This is a genomic window from Streptomyces sp. NPDC111507, assembly GCF_055638955.1.
The window spans coordinates 207,985-224,774 of sequence record NZ_JBVKBU010000001.1 but is presented as its reverse complement, the minus strand read 5'-3'; the positions used below and the strand labels follow the sequence as shown (position 1 = coordinate 224,774).

At 69.8% G+C, this 16,790-nt stretch carries 14 protein-coding genes; 11 read left to right on the top strand and 3 right to left on the bottom strand.

Features of this window, described 5'->3' with window-relative positions; translation table 11 throughout:
- Window positions 1-94 precede the first annotated feature (94 nt).
- A complete protein-coding gene (locus ACZ7M2_RS01025) occupies window positions 95-1,006 on the bottom strand; it encodes a carbohydrate kinase family protein (RefSeq protein WP_471593630.1) in 912 nt (303 codons plus the stop codon).
- Entirely contained in the window at window positions 1,003-2,088 is a 1,086-nt protein-coding gene (locus ACZ7M2_RS01020) for a LacI family DNA-binding transcriptional regulator (RefSeq protein WP_471593629.1), read from the bottom strand. Before ACZ7M2_RS01020 ends, ACZ7M2_RS01025 begins: the two co-directional genes overlap by 4 nt.
- 212 nt (window positions 2,089-2,300) lie before the next feature.
- Between ACZ7M2_RS01020 and ACZ7M2_RS01015 the strand changes: the two genes are divergently transcribed.
- Entirely contained in the window at window positions 2,301-2,705 is a 405-nt protein-coding gene (locus tag ACZ7M2_RS01015; RefSeq protein WP_352048604.1) for a Rieske (2Fe-2S) protein, read from the top strand.
- Between the two features lie 39 nt (window positions 2,706-2,744).
- On the opposite strand, the gene ACZ7M2_RS01010 is transcribed toward ACZ7M2_RS01015, so the two are convergent.
- Entirely contained in the window at window positions 2,745-3,692 is a 948-nt protein-coding gene (locus ACZ7M2_RS01010) for a hypothetical protein (protein ID WP_471593628.1), read from the bottom strand.
- Window positions 3,693-3,983: 291 nt separating this feature from the next.
- On the opposite strand from ACZ7M2_RS01010, the gene uvrC reads away from it, so the two are divergent.
- The 10 genes from uvrC (at window position 3,984) to ACZ7M2_RS00960 (ending at window position 16,612) form a co-directional block, all read left to right on the top strand.
- Window positions 3,984-6,164 (top strand): excinuclease ABC subunit UvrC, encoded by a 2,181-nt coding sequence (gene uvrC / locus ACZ7M2_RS01005; protein WP_471593627.1) that lies wholly within the window; start codon window positions 3,984-3,986, stop codon window positions 6,162-6,164.
- A gap of 134 nt (window positions 6,165-6,298) precedes the next feature.
- A complete protein-coding gene (rapZ, locus tag ACZ7M2_RS01000; RefSeq protein ID WP_075026813.1) occupies window positions 6,299-7,186 on the top strand; it encodes an RNase adapter RapZ in 888 nt (295 codons plus the stop codon).
- Window positions 7,183-8,253 carry a gluconeogenesis factor YvcK family protein gene (locus ACZ7M2_RS00995; protein ID WP_352048600.1) on the top strand — a complete coding sequence of 357 codons (1,071 nt, stop codon included), beginning with the start codon at window positions 7,183-7,185 and terminating at the stop codon, window positions 8,251-8,253. The genes rapZ and ACZ7M2_RS00995 overlap by 4 nt, the downstream gene beginning before the upstream one ends.
- Window positions 8,244-9,233 carry a DNA-binding protein WhiA gene (gene whiA / locus ACZ7M2_RS00990; protein WP_010987695.1) on the top strand — a complete coding sequence of 330 codons (990 nt, stop codon included), beginning with the start codon at window positions 8,244-8,246 and terminating at the stop codon, window positions 9,231-9,233. The genes ACZ7M2_RS00995 and whiA overlap by 10 nt, the downstream gene beginning before the upstream one ends.
- A 163-nt stretch (window positions 9,234-9,396) precedes the next feature.
- Window positions 9,397-12,354, top strand: coding sequence for a M14 family metallopeptidase (locus tag ACZ7M2_RS00985; RefSeq protein WP_471593626.1), 2,958 nt, complete (start codon window positions 9,397-9,399; stop codon window positions 12,352-12,354).
- Between the two features lie 190 nt (window positions 12,355-12,544).
- Entirely contained in the window at window positions 12,545-13,555 is a 1,011-nt protein-coding gene (gene gap / locus ACZ7M2_RS00980) for a type I glyceraldehyde-3-phosphate dehydrogenase (RefSeq protein WP_471593625.1), read from the top strand.
- Between the two features lie 128 nt (window positions 13,556-13,683).
- On the top strand, window positions 13,684-14,895 hold the full coding sequence (locus tag ACZ7M2_RS00975) for a phosphoglycerate kinase (protein WP_054235923.1): 1,212 nt from the start codon (window positions 13,684-13,686) through the stop codon (window positions 14,893-14,895).
- A gap of 6 nt (window positions 14,896-14,901) precedes the next feature.
- Window positions 14,902-15,678 carry a triose-phosphate isomerase gene (gene tpiA, locus ACZ7M2_RS00970; protein WP_352048598.1) on the top strand — a complete coding sequence of 259 codons (777 nt, stop codon included), beginning with the start codon at window positions 14,902-14,904 and terminating at the stop codon, window positions 15,676-15,678.
- A 125-nt stretch (window positions 15,679-15,803) separates the two neighbouring features.
- Window positions 15,804-16,040, top strand: coding sequence for a preprotein translocase subunit SecG (gene secG / locus ACZ7M2_RS00965; RefSeq protein WP_006373292.1), 237 nt, complete (start codon window positions 15,804-15,806; stop codon window positions 16,038-16,040).
- Window positions 16,041-16,276: 236 nt separating this feature from the next.
- Entirely contained in the window at window positions 16,277-16,612 is a 336-nt protein-coding gene (locus ACZ7M2_RS00960) for an RNA polymerase-binding protein RbpA (RefSeq protein ID WP_075026247.1), read from the top strand.
- Window positions 16,613-16,790: the final 178 nt, after the last annotated feature.

Genomic DNA, 16,790 nt, shown 5'->3' with positions numbered 1-16,790 from the left:
CTCTCCATGGGGCACCGCCCGTTGCACGGTCAGCCGCCCCTGGACCACATCGGTCTCAGAGGTCCAGCTGTCGGTTTCAGAGGGTCCAGCCGCTTCAAGGGGCGTCGAGCTCCGCGGCGAACGGCGGCTCCGCGCCCGCTCGGGAGCAGGTGATCGCCGCCGCGCGTGCCGCGAACCGCAGCAGCTCGCTCCAGCCGTCGGGGCCCAGCTCGGCCAGCGCCGCCGGGGACAGCGCGTCCCGCGCGGCCAGGCCGTGCAGCAGGGCCGCGTTCACCGTGTCTCCGGCGCCGATGGTGTCCACGACCTCGACCGGCTCACCGGGCACGGAGTGGACGGAGCCGTCCTGGGTGAACACCGTCAGACCGTCGCCGCCCTGGGTGATCACGACGGCCGCGGGGCCGGACGCCAGCCACTCGCGCGGGGTGCCGCCCAGCCACAGCGCGTCCTCCTCGGAGAGCTTGAGGAGCGACACCGACGGCAGCCAGCTCTTGAAGCGGGCCCGATAGGCGTCCGCGTCGGGGATGAGTACGGCCCGGATGTTCGGGTCGAGCGTGGTGAACACCCCGCGCGCGGCGGCGGCCCGCATCAGCTCCTCGTAGGCGCTGGCGCCGGGCTCAAGGACCAGCGAGCAGGTCCCGAAGGACACCGCCCGGGTGGCGTCCGGGAGGCGCTCCGGCGCGGTGAACAGACGGTCGGCCGTGCCCTCGACGTAGAAGGAGTACGACGCCGAGCCGTCCGTGTCGATGGAGGCGAGCGCGAGGGTCGTCGGCTCCGTCCCGCGCTGCACCGAGGACACGTCGACGCCCGCCTCGCGCAGCCCGCCGAGGAGCGCCTCGCCGTAGGCGTCGTACGAGACCCGGGAGCAGAAGGCGGTGGGGGAGCCGAGGCGGCCCAGCGCCACCGCCGTGTTGTAGGGGCCGCCGCCGCGTGCGGGCCGCAGGCCGACGAGCGCGCCCGCGCCCTGCGGTACCAGGTCGATCAGGGCCTCACCGGCGACGACGATCACGACAGGGTTCCTTTCGCGGGACTCTTCTGACTCAGGTCGGTGCGGGAGGTCCCCGACGTCCTGGGGGGCTCGGCGCAGCCGCACGAGGTGCGGTGGACGAAGGCGCAGGGGAGCCGCACGGTACGGGCCGGGTGGTCCGGCGCGGCGAGCCGTTCCAGGAGCAGCCGGACGGCCTGCGCGCCGATCTCCTTGCTCGGCTGGGAGATCGCGGTCAGCCGGGGCGCGAACAGATCCGCCCAGGCGAAGTCGTCGAAGCAGCACAGCGCCAGGTCGTCTGGCACGGACAGACCGCGTTCGCGCAGGGTGCGCAGGGCCCCGATGGTCATCGCGTTGTTTCCGGTGACCATCGCGGTCGGGGGCGCCGCCAGGGACAGCAGCGCGTCGGTGGCGCGTTCGGCGGCCGTCGCTTCGGAGTCGCCGTGCGCCACGAGCCGTTCGTCATAGGGGAGCCCGGCGCCCGCGAGGCCGTGGCGGTAGCCGGAGATCCGCTCGTTCGTGGTGCTGAGCCCGGGCAGGCCCGCGACGAGCCCGATGCGCCGGTGACCCCGTTCGGCGAGATGCCCGACCAGCCGTGCCATCGGCTCGGCGTTCTCGGCGCAGACCTGGTCGAAGCGGAACGGGTGGTCGGCCGGGGCCTCGACCAGGCGGTCCAGGAAGACGGTCGGCACGTGGTGCTGCCCGAGATAGCGCAGGAGCGCGTCCGGATCGGCGGAGGGCGCGACGATCAGACCGTCGACGCGTCGCTCGTGCAGCAACTGGACGACCTTCCGCTCGTGCTGGGGATCGTCGTGCGGATCGGCGAGAAGCAGCCCGTACCCGTGTTCCAGGGCGCCCGCCTCGACGCCCTGGAGGATCTCCGTGAAGTACGGGTTGCTGATCGCCGACACCGCGAGGCCGATGGACCGGGTGCGCGCGGTGACCAGCGAACGGGCCAGGGTGTTGGGCGTGTAGCCGAGCGCGTCGATGGCGTCCAGGACGGCCTGGCGGGTGTGGGGCAGCACGGGGCGCGTGTCGTTGAGCACATGGGAGACGGTCGCCACGGACACTCCCGCGTGCGCCGCCACGTCGACCATCGTTGCCATCGCCCTGCCTCGCCTCTCCCGGGGTGACCCACTGGGGCCCTCCCCGAACTCTCGGCCTGCTCCGGCGGGAACGTATCGCATTCGACGGTGCACGTAAACGCTTGCGCAAACGTTTACGTCCTGTCGCCCGCACATATTGAGGACACCCTCGGGGCGGAATCATCCCTACCGGTATCGTCGACACACACCCGGCACCGACCTGTGGAGACGCCATGCCTGCCCGCCGTACCGTCCTGCGAGGAGCGGCGCTCGCCCCGGTCGCCGGGATCGCCGTCAGCGCCTGCTCCGGTGGCAGCGGGGGCGGGACACCGGCGGCGCCGACCGCACCGGTCGAACTGGGCGCGGAGAGTGAGATCGCCAAGGGCGGCGCCAAGCTGTACCGGGAGGAGAACGTCGTGGTCAGCCGTGCCGAGAACGGCTCCCTGAAGGCGTTCAGCACGATCTGCACGCACGCCGGGTGCGCCATCAACAAGCTTCAGGGCACGACGCTGATCTGCCCGTGCCACGGCAGTGAATTCGACGCGGCGACGGGCAAGGTGCTGCAGGCCCCTGCCACCGAGCCGCTGAAGGAGCTGTCCGTGCAGGCCAAGGGCGGCAGGATCGTCGCGGGTCCCTGACCGGGAGCGCGGTGACGCCGCGTCCCCGGCCGGACGGGATCACTCCCAGTCCCAGCCGATGCCCACGATGCCCGACCGCACCCGCGGCTCGACGAGATGCACCGAGCGATGGCGCCCGCTGAGGGGGAGCTCCTGGCGGCCGCTGCGTGGCGCCGCCGCCGAGTGCTGGGTGAACCGGTGGCAGCGCACGGGCAGCGCATCCTCGGCGAACCGCACCTGGAGGGCGTACTGCCCGCCCGCGAAGCCGAACCCGCGTACGTACTCGCTGGACGCGCCGGCCGTGCCGTCCTCGAAGCCGTAGCGGAAGAGGAACGTATCTCCCGCGCGCAGCCGCGTGTCGAAGAGCAGCTCGGCGACCAGCACTCCGGTGTCGCGGTGCCAGCGCACCCGTCCCGTGCGGCAGTTCTCCAGGGCTCGGACCGCCGTGCGCTCCGGGGCGCAGCCAGGGTCACCGTGGTGGACGGCCACATAGCGGTCCACACCGTCCTTGTAGGCCCGCACGATGTGGTGGGACTCACGCGCGAGCAGCTCGCGGTGCGTGCCTATCCGGACGAGTTCGTGGTGGCCGAGGGTGTGCAGCCCGCCGTCGAGCGGTGACTCCAGCTCGGCCAGGAGCTGCTCCAGGACGCCGGAGGCCTCCACCAGGGAGCGGTACGAGCGGCCGGTGGGGCGCTGGGGGTCGCAGCGCTGGTCGGCCTTGGCCAGGAGCCGGATCAGTGACTCGTCCGGGAGCTGGAGGATCTCCTCCAGGGCGCGTACGGCGCGCAGCGACTCGGGGCGCTGTGGGCGCCGGGCGCCCTGCTGCCAGTAACTCAGGCTCGTGACCCCGACTTTGACCCCGTACCGGGACAGGTGGTGCTGTACGCGCTGCAGGGGCAGGCCGCGTGCGGCGATCGCGGCGCGCAGCGCGACATGGAAGGGGCCTCCCGCCAGGGCCGTCTCCAGTTCCGCAATGGCGACGTCCGCGTGCTGTGTGCCGTACCGCATGCAGGGCCTTTCTGTGAATGTTCACAACGGCTGGTCAGACCGTTGGATGCAGGTCGTCGGGGGCGCCCGGCCGGCGCGCGGGGCTTGTTCACACGCGCCTGTCGCCGTCCCCGCCCCCGAGTTCCCACGCATTGAAGCGTGTTGACCAAGCCCCGACAACACCTGATACGCAACCTACTCAACCTGCCGTACCGCCCTCTGGCCGATCTGCGATCGCGGTCCCGGCGGCTGAGTCCACCGGCGGGCCGGGAGGTCGTCGCGGTGTCAGCCCCCGCCAGTAGGGTGTGTGACATGGCCGACCCCTCCAGCTACCGCCCCAAGCCGGGACAGATCCCGGACTCTCCCGGGGTGTACAAATTCCGCGACGAGCACCGCCGGGTGATCTACGTCGGAAAGGCGAAAAGCCTGCGCCAGCGCCTGGCCAGCTACTTCCAGGACCTGGCGGGCCTGCACCCCCGCACCCGCACCATGGTCACCACGGCCGCGTCCGTGGAGTGGACGGTGGTGTCCACGGAGGTCGAGGCGCTACAGCTGGAGTACTCCTGGATCAAGGAGTTCGACCCCCGGTTCAACGTCAAGTACCGCGACGACAAGAGCTACCCCTACCTCGCGGTGACGATGAACGAGGAGTTCCCGCGTGTGCAGGTGATGCGCGGCCACAAGCGCAAGGGCGTGCGCTATTTCGGTCCGTACGGACATGCGTGGGCGATCCGCGACACCGTCGACCTGCTGCTGCGCGTCTTCCCGGTCCGCACCTGTTCGGCTGGCGTCTTCAAGAACGCCGCCCGCACCGGCCGCCCCTGCCTCCTCGGCTACATCGGCAAGTGCTCCGCCCCCTGTGTCGGGCGGGTCTCCGACGAGGAACACCGTGACCTGGCCGAGGAGTTCTGCGACTTCATGGCCGGCCGTACGGGGACGTACATCCGCCGCCTCGAGAAGCAGATGACGGACGCGGCCGAGGAGATGGAGTACGAGCGGGCGGCCCGTCTGCGCGACGACATCGAGGCCCTGAAGAAGGCCATGGAGAAGAGCGCGGTCGTGCTCGCCGACGCGACCGACGCCGACCTGATGGCCGTCGCCGAGGACGAGCTGGAAGCCGCCGTGCAGATCTTCCACGTGCGCGGCGGCCGGGTGCGCGGGCAGCGCGGCTGGGTCACCGACAAGGTGGAGGCCGTCACCACCGGTGACCTGGTCGAACACGCGCTGCAGCAGCTCTACGGGGAGGAGACGGGCGACTCCGTCCCCAAGGAGGTGCTCGTCCCGGCACTGCCCGACCCCGTGGAACCCGTCCAGGAGTGGCTGACCGAGCGCCGCGGGTCGAACGTCTCCCTCCGCATCCCGCAGCGCGGCGACAAGAAGGCGCTCATGGAGACCGTGCAGCGCAACGCGCTCCAGGCTCTCGGCCTGCACAAGACCAAGCGCGCCTCCGACCTGACCACCCGCTCGCGCGCCCTGGAGGAGATCGCCGGAGCCCTCGACCTGGACAGTGCCCCGCTCCGGATCGAGTGCTACGACATCTCGCACCTCCAGGGGGACGACGTGGTCGCCTCCATGGTCGTCTTCGAGGATGGGCTGCAGCGCAAGAGCGAGTACCGGCGCTTCCAGATCAAGGGCTTCGAAGGCCAGGACGACGTCCGCTCCATGCACGAGGTGATCACCCGCCGCTTCAGGCGCTATCTCGCCGAGAAGGAGCGGACGGGCGAGTGGACGGACGGCGAGAACGTCTCGAGCGACGGGACCTCCGCCGACGGGACCTCCCGCGACGGGACCTCCGCCGACGGGACCTCCACCGAAAGCGCTCCCCTGGGGAACACCGCTCTGGAAGGTGACACCACGGGGAACGCCTTCGCGGGGAACGCCTTCACCGAGGAGGACGGCCGCCCCAAGCGCTTCGCCTACCCTCCGCAGCTCGTCGTCGTCGACGGTGGCCAGCCGCAGGTCGCGGCAGCCCAGAGGGCCCTCGACGAACTGGGCATCGACGACATCGCCGTCTGCGGCCTCGCCAAGCGCCTGGAGGAGGTCTGGCTGCCGCACGAGGACGACCCGGTGGTCCTGCCCCGCACCAGCGAGGGCCTGTACCTGCTCCAGCGGGTCCGTGACGAGGCCCACCGCTTCGCCATCACCTACCAGCGCACCAAGCGGGCCAAGCGTTTCAAGGCGAGCCCACTGGACGAGGTGCCGGGCCTGGGTGAGACCCGCAAGCAGGCGCTGATCAAGCACTTCGGCTCGGTGAAAAAGCTGCGATCCGCGACCATCGACCAGATCTGCGAGGTCCCCGGCATAGGCCGCAAGACGGCCGAGGCGGTCGCCGTGGCCCTCGCCCAGGCGGCTCCGGCCGCACCCGCCGTGAACACGGCGACTGGAGAGATCATGGAAGACGAGGAAGTCGGGGCGTCCGGTACGACCGCGGGCTCCCCGGAGGAGCCCGTGTCCGCGGGCGCCTCACACGAGCGACGGGGGCAGGAGACATGAGCGACAACGAACGACAAGAGATCCCAGCACCGGCCGAACAACCGGCCGAACAACCGGCTGATCAGACGGCCGGACCGCAGACCGGGCAGACGGCCGCACCACAGGCCGCCGACGAGACCCAGGGGGGTACGACGATGGAGACGCCCGCGGTGCCCGAAGCCGCCATCCCCGAGCTGGTGATCATCTCCGGGATGTCCGGGGCGGGCCGTTCGACGGCCGCCAAGTGTCTGGAGGACCTCGGCTGGTTCGTCGTCGACAACCTGCCGCCCGCGCTGATCCCCACCATGGTGGAGCTCGGCGCCCGCTCCCAGGGCAACGTGGCGAGGATCGCGGTCGTCGTCGACGTACGAGGCCGCCGCTTCTTCGACAACCTCCGCGAGTCCCTCGCCGACCTGGAGGCGAAGAACGTCACCCGGCGGATCGTCTTCCTGGAGTCCTCCGACGAGGCCCTGGTGCGCCGCTTCGAGTCCGTGCGCCGTCCGCACCCCCTCCAGGGCGACGGCCGCATCGTCGACGGCATCGACGCCGAGCGCGAGCTGCTGCGCGAGCTGCGCGGCGACGCCGACCTGGTCATCGACACCTCCAGCCTGAACGTGCACGAGCTGCGCGCCAAGATGGACGCCCAGTTCGCCGGCGAGGAGGAGCCCGAGCTGCGGGCCACCGTCATGTCCTTCGGCTTCAAGTACGGCCTTCCGGTCGACGCCGACCTGGTCGTGGACATGCGCTTCCTGCCCAACCCGCACTGGGTCCCGGAGCTGCGCCCCTTCACCGGCCTGAACGAGGAGGTGTCGGCGTACGTCTTCAACCAGCCCGGCGCCAAGGAGTTCCTCGACCGCTACACCGAGCTGCTCCAGCTCATCGCCGCCGGCTACCGCCGCGAGGGCAAGCGCTATGTGACCATCGCGGTCGGCTGCACCGGCGGCAAGCACCGCTCGGTCGCCACCTCCGAGAAGCTCGCCGCCCGCCTCGCCTCGCAGGGCGTGGAGACCGTGGTCGTCCACCGGGACATGGGGCGCGAGTGACCGGACGTGCCGCACTGCGGCTGAGCAGGCTGCGCCGGGTCGCCTCCGAGGGACGCGGCGACAGGCCCGCCGAGGCGCGCGGCGGGAAGCCGCGCCGCCGGGGTGCCCAGCCCAAGGTCGTCGCCCTCGGCGGCGGTATGGGGCTGTCCGCCTCGCTCGCCGCGCTGCGCCGGATCACCGGCGATCTCACCGCCGTCGTCACCGTGGCCGACGACGGCGGATCCAGCGGGCGCCTGCGCGACGAGCTGGGCGTGCTGCCGCCCGGCGACCTGCGCAAGGCCCTGGCCGCGCTGTGCGGCGACGACGACTGGGGCCAGACCTGGGCCCGCGTCATCCAGCACCGTTTCCAGTCCCAGGGCGATCTGCACGAGCACGCGGTCGGCAATCTGCTGATCGTCGCCCTGTGGGAACAGCTCGGCGACCATGTCCAGGCCCTGGACCTGGTCGGCAGGCTCCTCGGCGCGCACGGCCGGGTGCTGCCCATGTCCGCCGTACCCCTGGAGCTCCAGGCCCTGGTCAAGGGGCACGACCCGGAGCGGCCCGAGGACGTGGACACGGTACGGGGACAGGCGACCGTGGCCCTCACCCCCGGCGAGGTGCAGTCCGTGCACGTCGTCCCCGCCGACCCGCCCGCCGTCCCCGAGGCGGTGGCGGCGGTCCTCGACGCCGACTGGGTGGTCCTTGGCCCCGGCTCCTGGTTCTCCTCGGTGATTCCGCACCTTCTCGTGCCCGAGCTCCTCGATGCGCTCACCGAGACGAAGGCGCGCCGGGTACTCTCCCTGAACCTCGCCCCGCAGCCCGGAGAAACCGAGGGCTTCTCCCCGCAGCGTCATTTGGAGGTTTTGGGACGACACGCCCCTAAACTCGCCCTGGACGTGGTGCTGGCCGACGAGGCCGCCGTGCCCGATCGCGACTCACTCACCGACGCCGCCCAGCGGTTCGGCGCCGCGGTCGAGCTGGCGCCGGTGGCCCGGACCGACGGATCTCCGCGGCACGACCCGGAGCTGTTGGCTGCCGCGTACGACCGTATTTTTCGGATGCATGGAAGGATCGGCCCATGGCGATGACGGCAGCGGTGAAGGATGAAATTTCCCGGCTCCCCGTCACCCGGACCTGCTGCAGAAAGGCGGAGGTTTCCGCCATTCTGCGGTTCGCCGGCGGCCTCCACCTGGTGAGCGGCCGGATTGTGATCGAGGCGGAGCTGGACACCGCGATGGCGGCGCGCCGGCTGAAGCGGGACATTCTGGAGATCTTCGGCCACAGCTCCGAACTGATCGTGATGGCGCCCGGCGGTCTGCGCCGCGGCTCCCGGTACGTCGTACGCGTCGTCGCGGGCGGCGACCAGCTGGCCCGCCAGACGGGGCTCGTCGACGGCCGTGGGCGCCCGATCCGGGGCCTCCCGCCGCAGGTGGTCTCGGGGGCCACCTGCGACGCCGAGGCGGCCTGGCGCGGGGCGTTCCTGGCGCACGGCTCGCTCACCGAGCCGGGGCGCTCCTCCTCCCTGGAGGTGACCTGCCCGGGTCCGGAGGCCGCGCTCGCGCTCGTCGGCGCCGCCCGCCGGCTCTCGATCGCCGCGAAGGCCCGCGAGGTGCGCGGCGTGGACCGCGTGGTCGTCCGTGACGGAGACGCGATCGGCGCGCTGCTCACCCGGCTCGGAGCGCACGAGTCGGTGCTGGCCTGGGAGGAGCGGCGGATGCGCCGCGAGGTCCGCGCCACGGCCAACCGGCTCGCCAACTTCGACGACGCCAACCTGCGCCGCTCGGCCCGTGCCGCCGTCGCCGCCGGAGCCCGCGTGCAGCGCGCCCTGGAGATCCTCGCGGACGAGGTGCCGGAGCATCTCGCGGCCGCCGGACGGCTGCGCATGGAGCACAAGCAGGCCTCCCTGGAGGAGCTGGGCGCGCTCGCCGACCCGCCGCTGACCAAGGACGCCGTAGCCGGCCGTATCCGGCGGCTGCTCGCGATGGCCGACAAGCGGGCCCAGGATCTCGGCATCCCCGGGACGGAGTCGAACCTCACCGAGGAGATGGCGGACAACCTCGCGGGCTGACCCGTCCGACCGATCGCCGGAAGCCCAACACGCCGGTGCCGATGTCCACTTGGGACGTCGGCACCGGCGTTTGCGTTCCTGTGAGGCACCCTTGACTTGACCATGAAGTGTCATGAGCCTGGCATCTGTTCGCTGCTGTGGCGGACTCACGCAAGGGGGGCTCATGAGACGAAGAGCGAGAGCGATCCTCGCTACCGGCGCGCTCCTGCTGGGCGGTGCGGGCATGGCGCCCATCGCCCAGGCGCAGAACGGCGGTTCACCCAAGCCCGACGCGAACGCCGTGAAGGTGTTCCACGCGGAGATCACGAAGCAGCAGGTACCCCTGCTGCTCGCGGCCGGGCAGGACGGCCACGAACTCGGCGACACGACGTGGAAGAACGGCAAGAGCGCGGTCGAGGTCTACGTCACCGACCAGCAGGCCAAGAAGCTGGAGAAGCAGGGCGTCGACCTCACCGAGCACACCCTGACGGCCAAGGCCGAGGCGCGGGTGGAGAACGCGGCCCAGGGCGTGTTCCGCCCGTACAGCGGCAAGGGCAATCTCCAGGAGGAGGTCGTCAAGACCGGCGCGGCCCACCCCGACCTCACCAAGGTCGTCTCCATCGGCAAGACGGTCAACGGCCAGGACATCCTCGCGCTCAAACTGACCAAGGGCGCGAAGAAGTCCAAGGACGGCTCCAAGCCGTCCGTGCTGTACATGTCCAACCAGCACGCGCGCGAGTGGATCACACCCGAGATGACACGGCGTCTGATGCACTACTACTTGGACAACTACTCCACGGACAAACGCATCAAGAAGATCGTCGACTCCACCGAACTGTGGTTCGTCCTGTCGGCCAACCCCGACGGCTACGACTACACGTTCAAGGACGCCGACGCGCGCCAGTGGCGCAAGAACCTGCGGGACGTCAACGGCGACGGGGTCATCTCCACCGGTGACGGCGTCGACCTCAACCGCAACTTCGCCTACAAGTGGGGTTACGACGACGAGGGTTCGTCACCCAACCCCACCAATGAGACCTACCGCGGTGCGAGCCCCGGCTCCGAGCCCGAGACCAGGGCGCTCGACGCCTTCGAGCGGCGGATCGGCTTCACGTACGGCATCAACTACCACTCCGCCGCCGAACTTCTCCTCTACGGAGTGGGCTGGCAGGTGGCGACGCCCACCCCGGACGACGTGCTCTACAAGGCGCTCGCCGGAACCCCCGAGCACTCCGCGATCCCGGGCTACCACCCCCAGGTCTCCTCGGAGCTCTACACGACCAACGGCGAGGCGGACGGCCACGCGGGCAACGTCAACGGCATGGCGATGTTCACCCCCGAGATGTCGACCTGTGAGACCGCCTCGGACATCGACCCGAACGACGCCTGGAACGCGGCCGACTGCGCCTCGGTCTTCACCTTCCCGGACGACGAAAAGCTGATCGAGCAGGAGTTCGAGAAGAACGTCCCGTTCGCGCTCTCCGTCGCCGAGACCGCGGCCCACCCCGACCAGCCGTCGTCCTCGGTGGGCCTCGACGCGGCCGACTTCACCCCGGCCCCCTTCACGACGTCGTACTCCCGCGGGGCCGACCAGGAGGTCTCCGTCGTCGTCCGCAAGTCCGTACGCGACAAGGAGCTCAAGTACCGCGTCAACGGCGGCCGTACGCTGGACATGGCCCTCAAGGCCTGGAAGGGCGGCGAGACCTACGGCGGCAAGGACAACCTCTACTTCGACGAGTACCGCGCCAAGGTGAAGGACGGCGACCCCGGCGACAAGGTCGAGGTGTGGTTCACCGGTAGAACCAAGAATGGCAAGAAGACCTCCAGTACGCACTTCACGTACACCGTGGCCCAGCGGCCCAGTGCCGACACGCTGGTCGTCGCCGAGGAGGGCGCGACCGCCACGCAGTCCCAGGCCTACGTCGACGCCCTGAAGGCCAACGGCAAGAAGCCCCTCGTCTGGGACGTGGCAACCCTGGGCGCACCCGACGCGCTCGGCGTGCTCGATCACTTCAAGACGGTCGTCCACTACACCGGCGCCGCACGGCCGGGCAACGCCACCCAGCTCCAGCTGCGCGCCTTCCTCAACGAGGGCGGCAAGCTGATCGAGGCGGGCGAGCAGGCCGGCGGCAACGTCGATCTCGGCGGAGGCACCCTTTCGAACGACTTCAGCCAGTACTACCTGGGTGCCTACTCCCGTACGTCCACTCCGGGGGCCAACGGATTCACCGGCGCCGGGAAGCTCACCGGCTTCACGGGGGCGCTCGGCGACGCGCCCGGCAATCCGCTGAACACGGCGGGCACCTACGGCGTCACCTCGGACTCGCTGGCGCCCGCGCAGTACCCGCAGTTCGCCTCGAGCGCGGGAGCGGGCCAGTTCGCCGGGACCGTCAACCCGTACGGGCCCTACGCGGGTTCGTACATGGCCGCCGCCGTGCACACCGACGACGCCTACAAGCGCCTCACCCGGACCATCGACCTCACCGGTGTCAGCGCCGCCGACAAGCCGACGCTGCGCACCCAGCTCCTGTGGGACACCGAGCCCGGCTACGACCACTCGGTGCTCGAGGCTCACACCACCGGGGCCGACGACTGGACGACGCTGCCGGAGGCGGGCGGCGCCACCAGCACCACGGTCCCGGCGGAGTGCGAGGCCGGATTCCTGGTCAGGGAGCACCCCTTCCTCAAGCGGTACCTGACCGTGAGTTCCACCGGCTGCGCCAACACCGGTACCAGCGGGGCGTGGAACAGCTTCACCGGTGCCTCCAGCGGCTGGCAGCAGGTCAACTTCGACCTCAGCGCGTACGCCGGCAAGTCGGTCGAGGTGTCGCTGAGCTACATCACCGACCCGAACACCGGCGGTCACGGCGTCCTCGCGGACAACGCCTCCCTCGTCGTCGGCGGGGCGGCCACCGAGACGGAGGGCTTCGAGACCTCCCTCGGGCCCTGGAGCCCTTCCGGGCCGCCCCCGGGCAGCCCCTCCGTGCTCAAGGACTGGGCGCGCTACGGAGAACTGTTCAAGACGTACGGCGGAGTCACCACGGACGACACGGTGCTGCTGGGCTTCGGCCTTGAGCACGTCACCGCGGCGGCCGACCGCGCGGCCCTCGTCAAGAAGGCGCTCGGGGCGCTGAACAGCTAACCCAGTGTGACTATCTCGTCAACACCGAGGGTGTTCCGTACCCCTACTGGTGGGTACGGAACGCCCTGCCGTGTATGGGGTATCTCGATGTCACCGCAGCCGCCTCGGGGAGGTAGGGTCGTAGGCGGTCGGGGACATCCCATACAACTCGCCGGCACTGAGTCGGCGTACCTAACGAGGAGATCGGTTCGTGACGATCCGCGTAGGCATCAACGGCTTTGGCCGCATCGGTCGTAACTACTTCCGCGCGCTGCTGGAGCAGGGTGCTGACATCGAGATCGTGGCTGTCAACGACCTGGGTGACACCGCGACCACCGCTCACCTGCTGAAGTACGACACCATCCTGGGCCGCCTCAAGGCCGAGGTGTCGCACACCGCCGACACGATCACCGTCGACGGCCACACCATCAAGGTGCTCTCCGAGCGCAACCCCGCCGACATCCCGTGGGGCGAGCTGGGCGTCGACATCGTCATCGAGTCGACCGGCATCTTCACCAAGAAGGCCGACGCCGAGAAGCACATCGCAGGCGGCGCCAAGAAGGTCCTGATCTCGGCTCCGGCCAAGGACGAGGACATCACCATCGTGATGGGCGTCAACCAGGACCAGTACGACCCGGCGCAGCACAACATCATCTCCAACGCCTCCTGCACCACCAACTGTGTGGCGCCGATGGCCAAGGTGCTCGACGAGAACTTCGGCATCGTCAAGGGCCTGATGACGACGGTCCACGCGTACACGAACGACCAGCGCATCCTGGACTTCCCGCACTCGGACCTGCGTCGCGCCCGCGCCGCCGCCGAGAACATCATCCCGACCACGACCGGTGCCGCCAAGGCCACCGCCCTGGTCCTCCCGCAGCTCAAGGGCAAGCTCGACGGCATCGCGATGCGCGTCCCGGTCCCGACCGGCTCGGCCACCGACCTGGTCGTGACGCTGCAGCGCGAGGTCACCAAGGACGAGGTCAACGCCGCGTTCAGGAAGGCCTCCGACGACGGCGACCTCAAGGGCTACCTGGCCTACACCGAGGACCCGATCGTCTCCTCGGACATCGTCGGCGACCCGGCCTCCTGCACCTTCGACTCCTCCCTGACGATGGTCCAGGAGGGCAACTCGGTGAAGATCCTCGGCTGGTACGACAACGAGTGGGGCTACTCCAACCGCCTCGTCGACCTCACGGTCTTCGTCGGCGGTCAGCTCTAAGTCCCGGAGCAGGCACCTCTGATGTGAGAGCAGGGCTCGGGCAGCGCACCGCCGCGTTGTCCGAGCCCTGCTCTGTGCACGGATCGATCAGCCCTCCCGGACAACAGAGCCCTCCTAGGAGTCCCTTTATGAAGACGATCGACGAACTTCTCGCCGAAGGCGTGGACGGCAAGCGGGTCTTCGTCCGCGCCGACCTCAACGTGCCGCTGGCCGACGGCCTCATCACCGACGACGGCCGTATCCGCGCCGTCCTGCCCACCATCAAGGCCCTCGCCGAAGCGGGCGCCAAGGTGGTCGTCGCCTCGCACCTGGGCCGCCCCAAGGGCGCCCCGGACCCGGCGTTCTCCCTGCTGCAGCCCGCCGAGCGTCTCGGTGAACTGCTCGGTGCCCCCGTGGCGTTCGCCCAGGACACCGTCGGCCCCGCCGCCCACGACGCCGTGAACGGCCTCCAGCCCGGCCAGGTCGCCGTCATCGAGAACCTGCGCTTCAACCCGGGCGAGACGTCCAAGGACGACACCGAGCGCGGCGAGTTCGCCGACCAGCTCGCCGCACTGGCCGATGTCTACGTAGGCGACGGTTTCGGTGCCGTGCACCGCAAGCACGCCTCCGTGTACGACCTCCCGGCGCGCCTTCCGCACTACGCGGGCTACCTCATCGCCACCGAGGTCAACGTCCTGAAGAAGCTCACCGAGGACGTCAAGCGCCCCTACGTCGTCGCGCTCGGCGGCGCCAAGGTCTCCGACAAGCTCGCCGTCATCGACCAGCTGCTCGGCAAGGCCGACCGTCTGCTCATCGGCGGTGGTATGGCGTACACCTTCCTCAAGGCCAAGGGGTACGAGGTCGGCATCTCCCTCCTTCAGGAGGACCAGGTTCCGGCCGTCAAGGAGTACATGGACCGCGCGGAGAAGAACGGCGTCGAGCTGGTCCTCCCCGTCGACGTCCTGGTCGCTCCGGAGTTCCCGGACCTGAAGACCAAGGCCCCCGCCAACCCCACCACCGTCGCCGCGGACGCCATCCCGGCCGACCAGGAGGGTCTGGACATCGGTCCGGAGACCCGCAAGCTGTACGCCTCGAAGCTCGCCGACGCGGCCACCGTCTTCTGGAACGGTCCGATGGGCGTCTTCGAGCACCCCGACTACGCCGAGGGCACCAAGGCGGTCGCCCAGGCCCTCGTCGAATCCCCGGCCTTCACGGTCGTCGGCGGTGGCGACTCCGCCGCGGCCGTCCGCATCCTGGGCTTCGACGAGAAGGCATTCGGTCACATCTCGACCGGTGGCGGCGCCTCCCTCGAATACCTCGAGGGCAAGACGCTCCCCGGCCTCGCCGCACTGGAGGACTGACCCCGCATGACGACCCGTATGCCGCTGATGGCGGGCAACTGGAAGATGAACCTCAACCACCTCGAGGCCATCGCGCACGTCCAGAAGCTCGCCTTCGCCCTGGCCGACAAGGACTACGAGGCCTGTGAGGTCGCCGTCCTGCCGCCCTTCACCGACCTGCGCTCCGTGCAGACCCTGGTCGACGGCGACAAGCTCAAGATCAAGTACGGCGCGCAGGACCTGTCGGCGCAGGACTCCGGTGCCTACACCGGCGAGATCTCGGGCCCGATGCTGTCGAAGCTGAAGTGCACGTACGTGGCGATCGGCCACTCCGAGCGCCGGCAGTACCACAACGAGACCGACGAGATCGTCAACGCCAAGATCAAGGCCGCCTTCAAGCACGGCCTGACCCCGATCCTGTGCGTCGGCGAGGAGCTGGACATCCGTGAGGCGGGCAACCACGTCTCGCACACGCTCTCCCAGGTCGACGGCGGTCTCAAGGACGTCCCGGCGGAGCAGGCCGAGTCGATCGTGATCGCTTACGAGCCGGTCTGGGCCATCGGCACCGGCAAGGTCTGCGGCTCCGACGACGCCCAGGAGGTCTGCGCGGCGATCCGCGCCCGGCTGGCCGAGCTGTACTCCCAGGAAGTGGCCGACCAGGTCCGCATCCAGTACGGCGGCTCCGTGAAGTCCGGCAATGTCGCGGAGATCATGGCCAAGCCCGACATCGACGGCGCCCTGGTCGGCGGTGCCTCTCTGGACGCCGACGAGTTCGTCAAGATCGTCCGCTTCCGCGACCAGTAAGTATGCGCTAGCGGCGATTCGTCGTACCCTTGCGGGGGTCGCGGCCTTCGGAGTGGGCTTGAGGTGCTCACCCAGTAGGCTTCGGCCCCCGTCGTCCATTCAGTTCCGAGGAAGTTGGTCCAGCCGTGGTTTTGGGGTTCTCGATCGCCCTGATCGTCTTCAGCCTGCTGCTGATGCTGCTGGTGCTGATGCACAAGGGGAAGGGCGGCGGTCTCTCCGACATGTTCGGTGGCGGCATGCAGTCGTCCGTCGGTGGCTCCTCGGTCGCCGAGCGCAACCTCGACCGCATCACCGTGGTGATCGGTCTGCTCTGGTTCGCGTCCATTGTCGTGCTCGGCATCCTGATGAAGGTCAACAACTGATCACCGACCGGCATCGGTACAGCAGCACAACTGCACATTACGCAAGCACAATCCGCACGTAAGGCCCCATGTCCGGTGCGCGCCCCCAGGCGCGGCCTATCATGGGGCTTGCGTCTAGGGGCCGGGGTGTAACTCCAATCACTGGACGCGCGTTGGGCCTTACGTAGACTGAGGCGCTCGCAGCGAAGCGTCACGCCGACTCGCTTCGCGGCACCATCACGCAGGGAGTTACGACCGTGGCAAGTGGCAACGCGATCCGAGGAAGCCGGGTCGGGGCGGGGCCGATGGGCGAGGCCGAGCGCGGCGAGTCTGCGCCGCGGCTGCGCATCTCCTTCTGGTGCTCCAACGGGCACGAGACGGTGCCCAGCTTCGCCAGCGACGCGCAGGTTCCCGAGACCTGGGACTGCCCGCGCTGCGGCTTTCCCGCCGGACAGGACCAGGACAACCCGCCGGACCCGCCGCGCACCGAGCCGTACAAGACGCACCTCGCGTACGTACGGGAGCGGCGCAGCGATGCGGACGGCGAGGCCATCCTCGCCGAGGCGCTCGCCAAACTGCGGGGCGAAATCTAGGAGTTGAGAACCGGCCGGGCACCGAGGTGCCTGGCCGGACGTGTTTCGTACGCCGGGTCGCGGGGGGGGGGGGCGCACGGGGGGGGTCTTATTCGAGACAGGCGCCGAGGGGACCCGGAGCCGTTACGAACCGACGTTCCTTGGTGTCTCCTCCCCCCTTTTTACCTGTGGACAAACA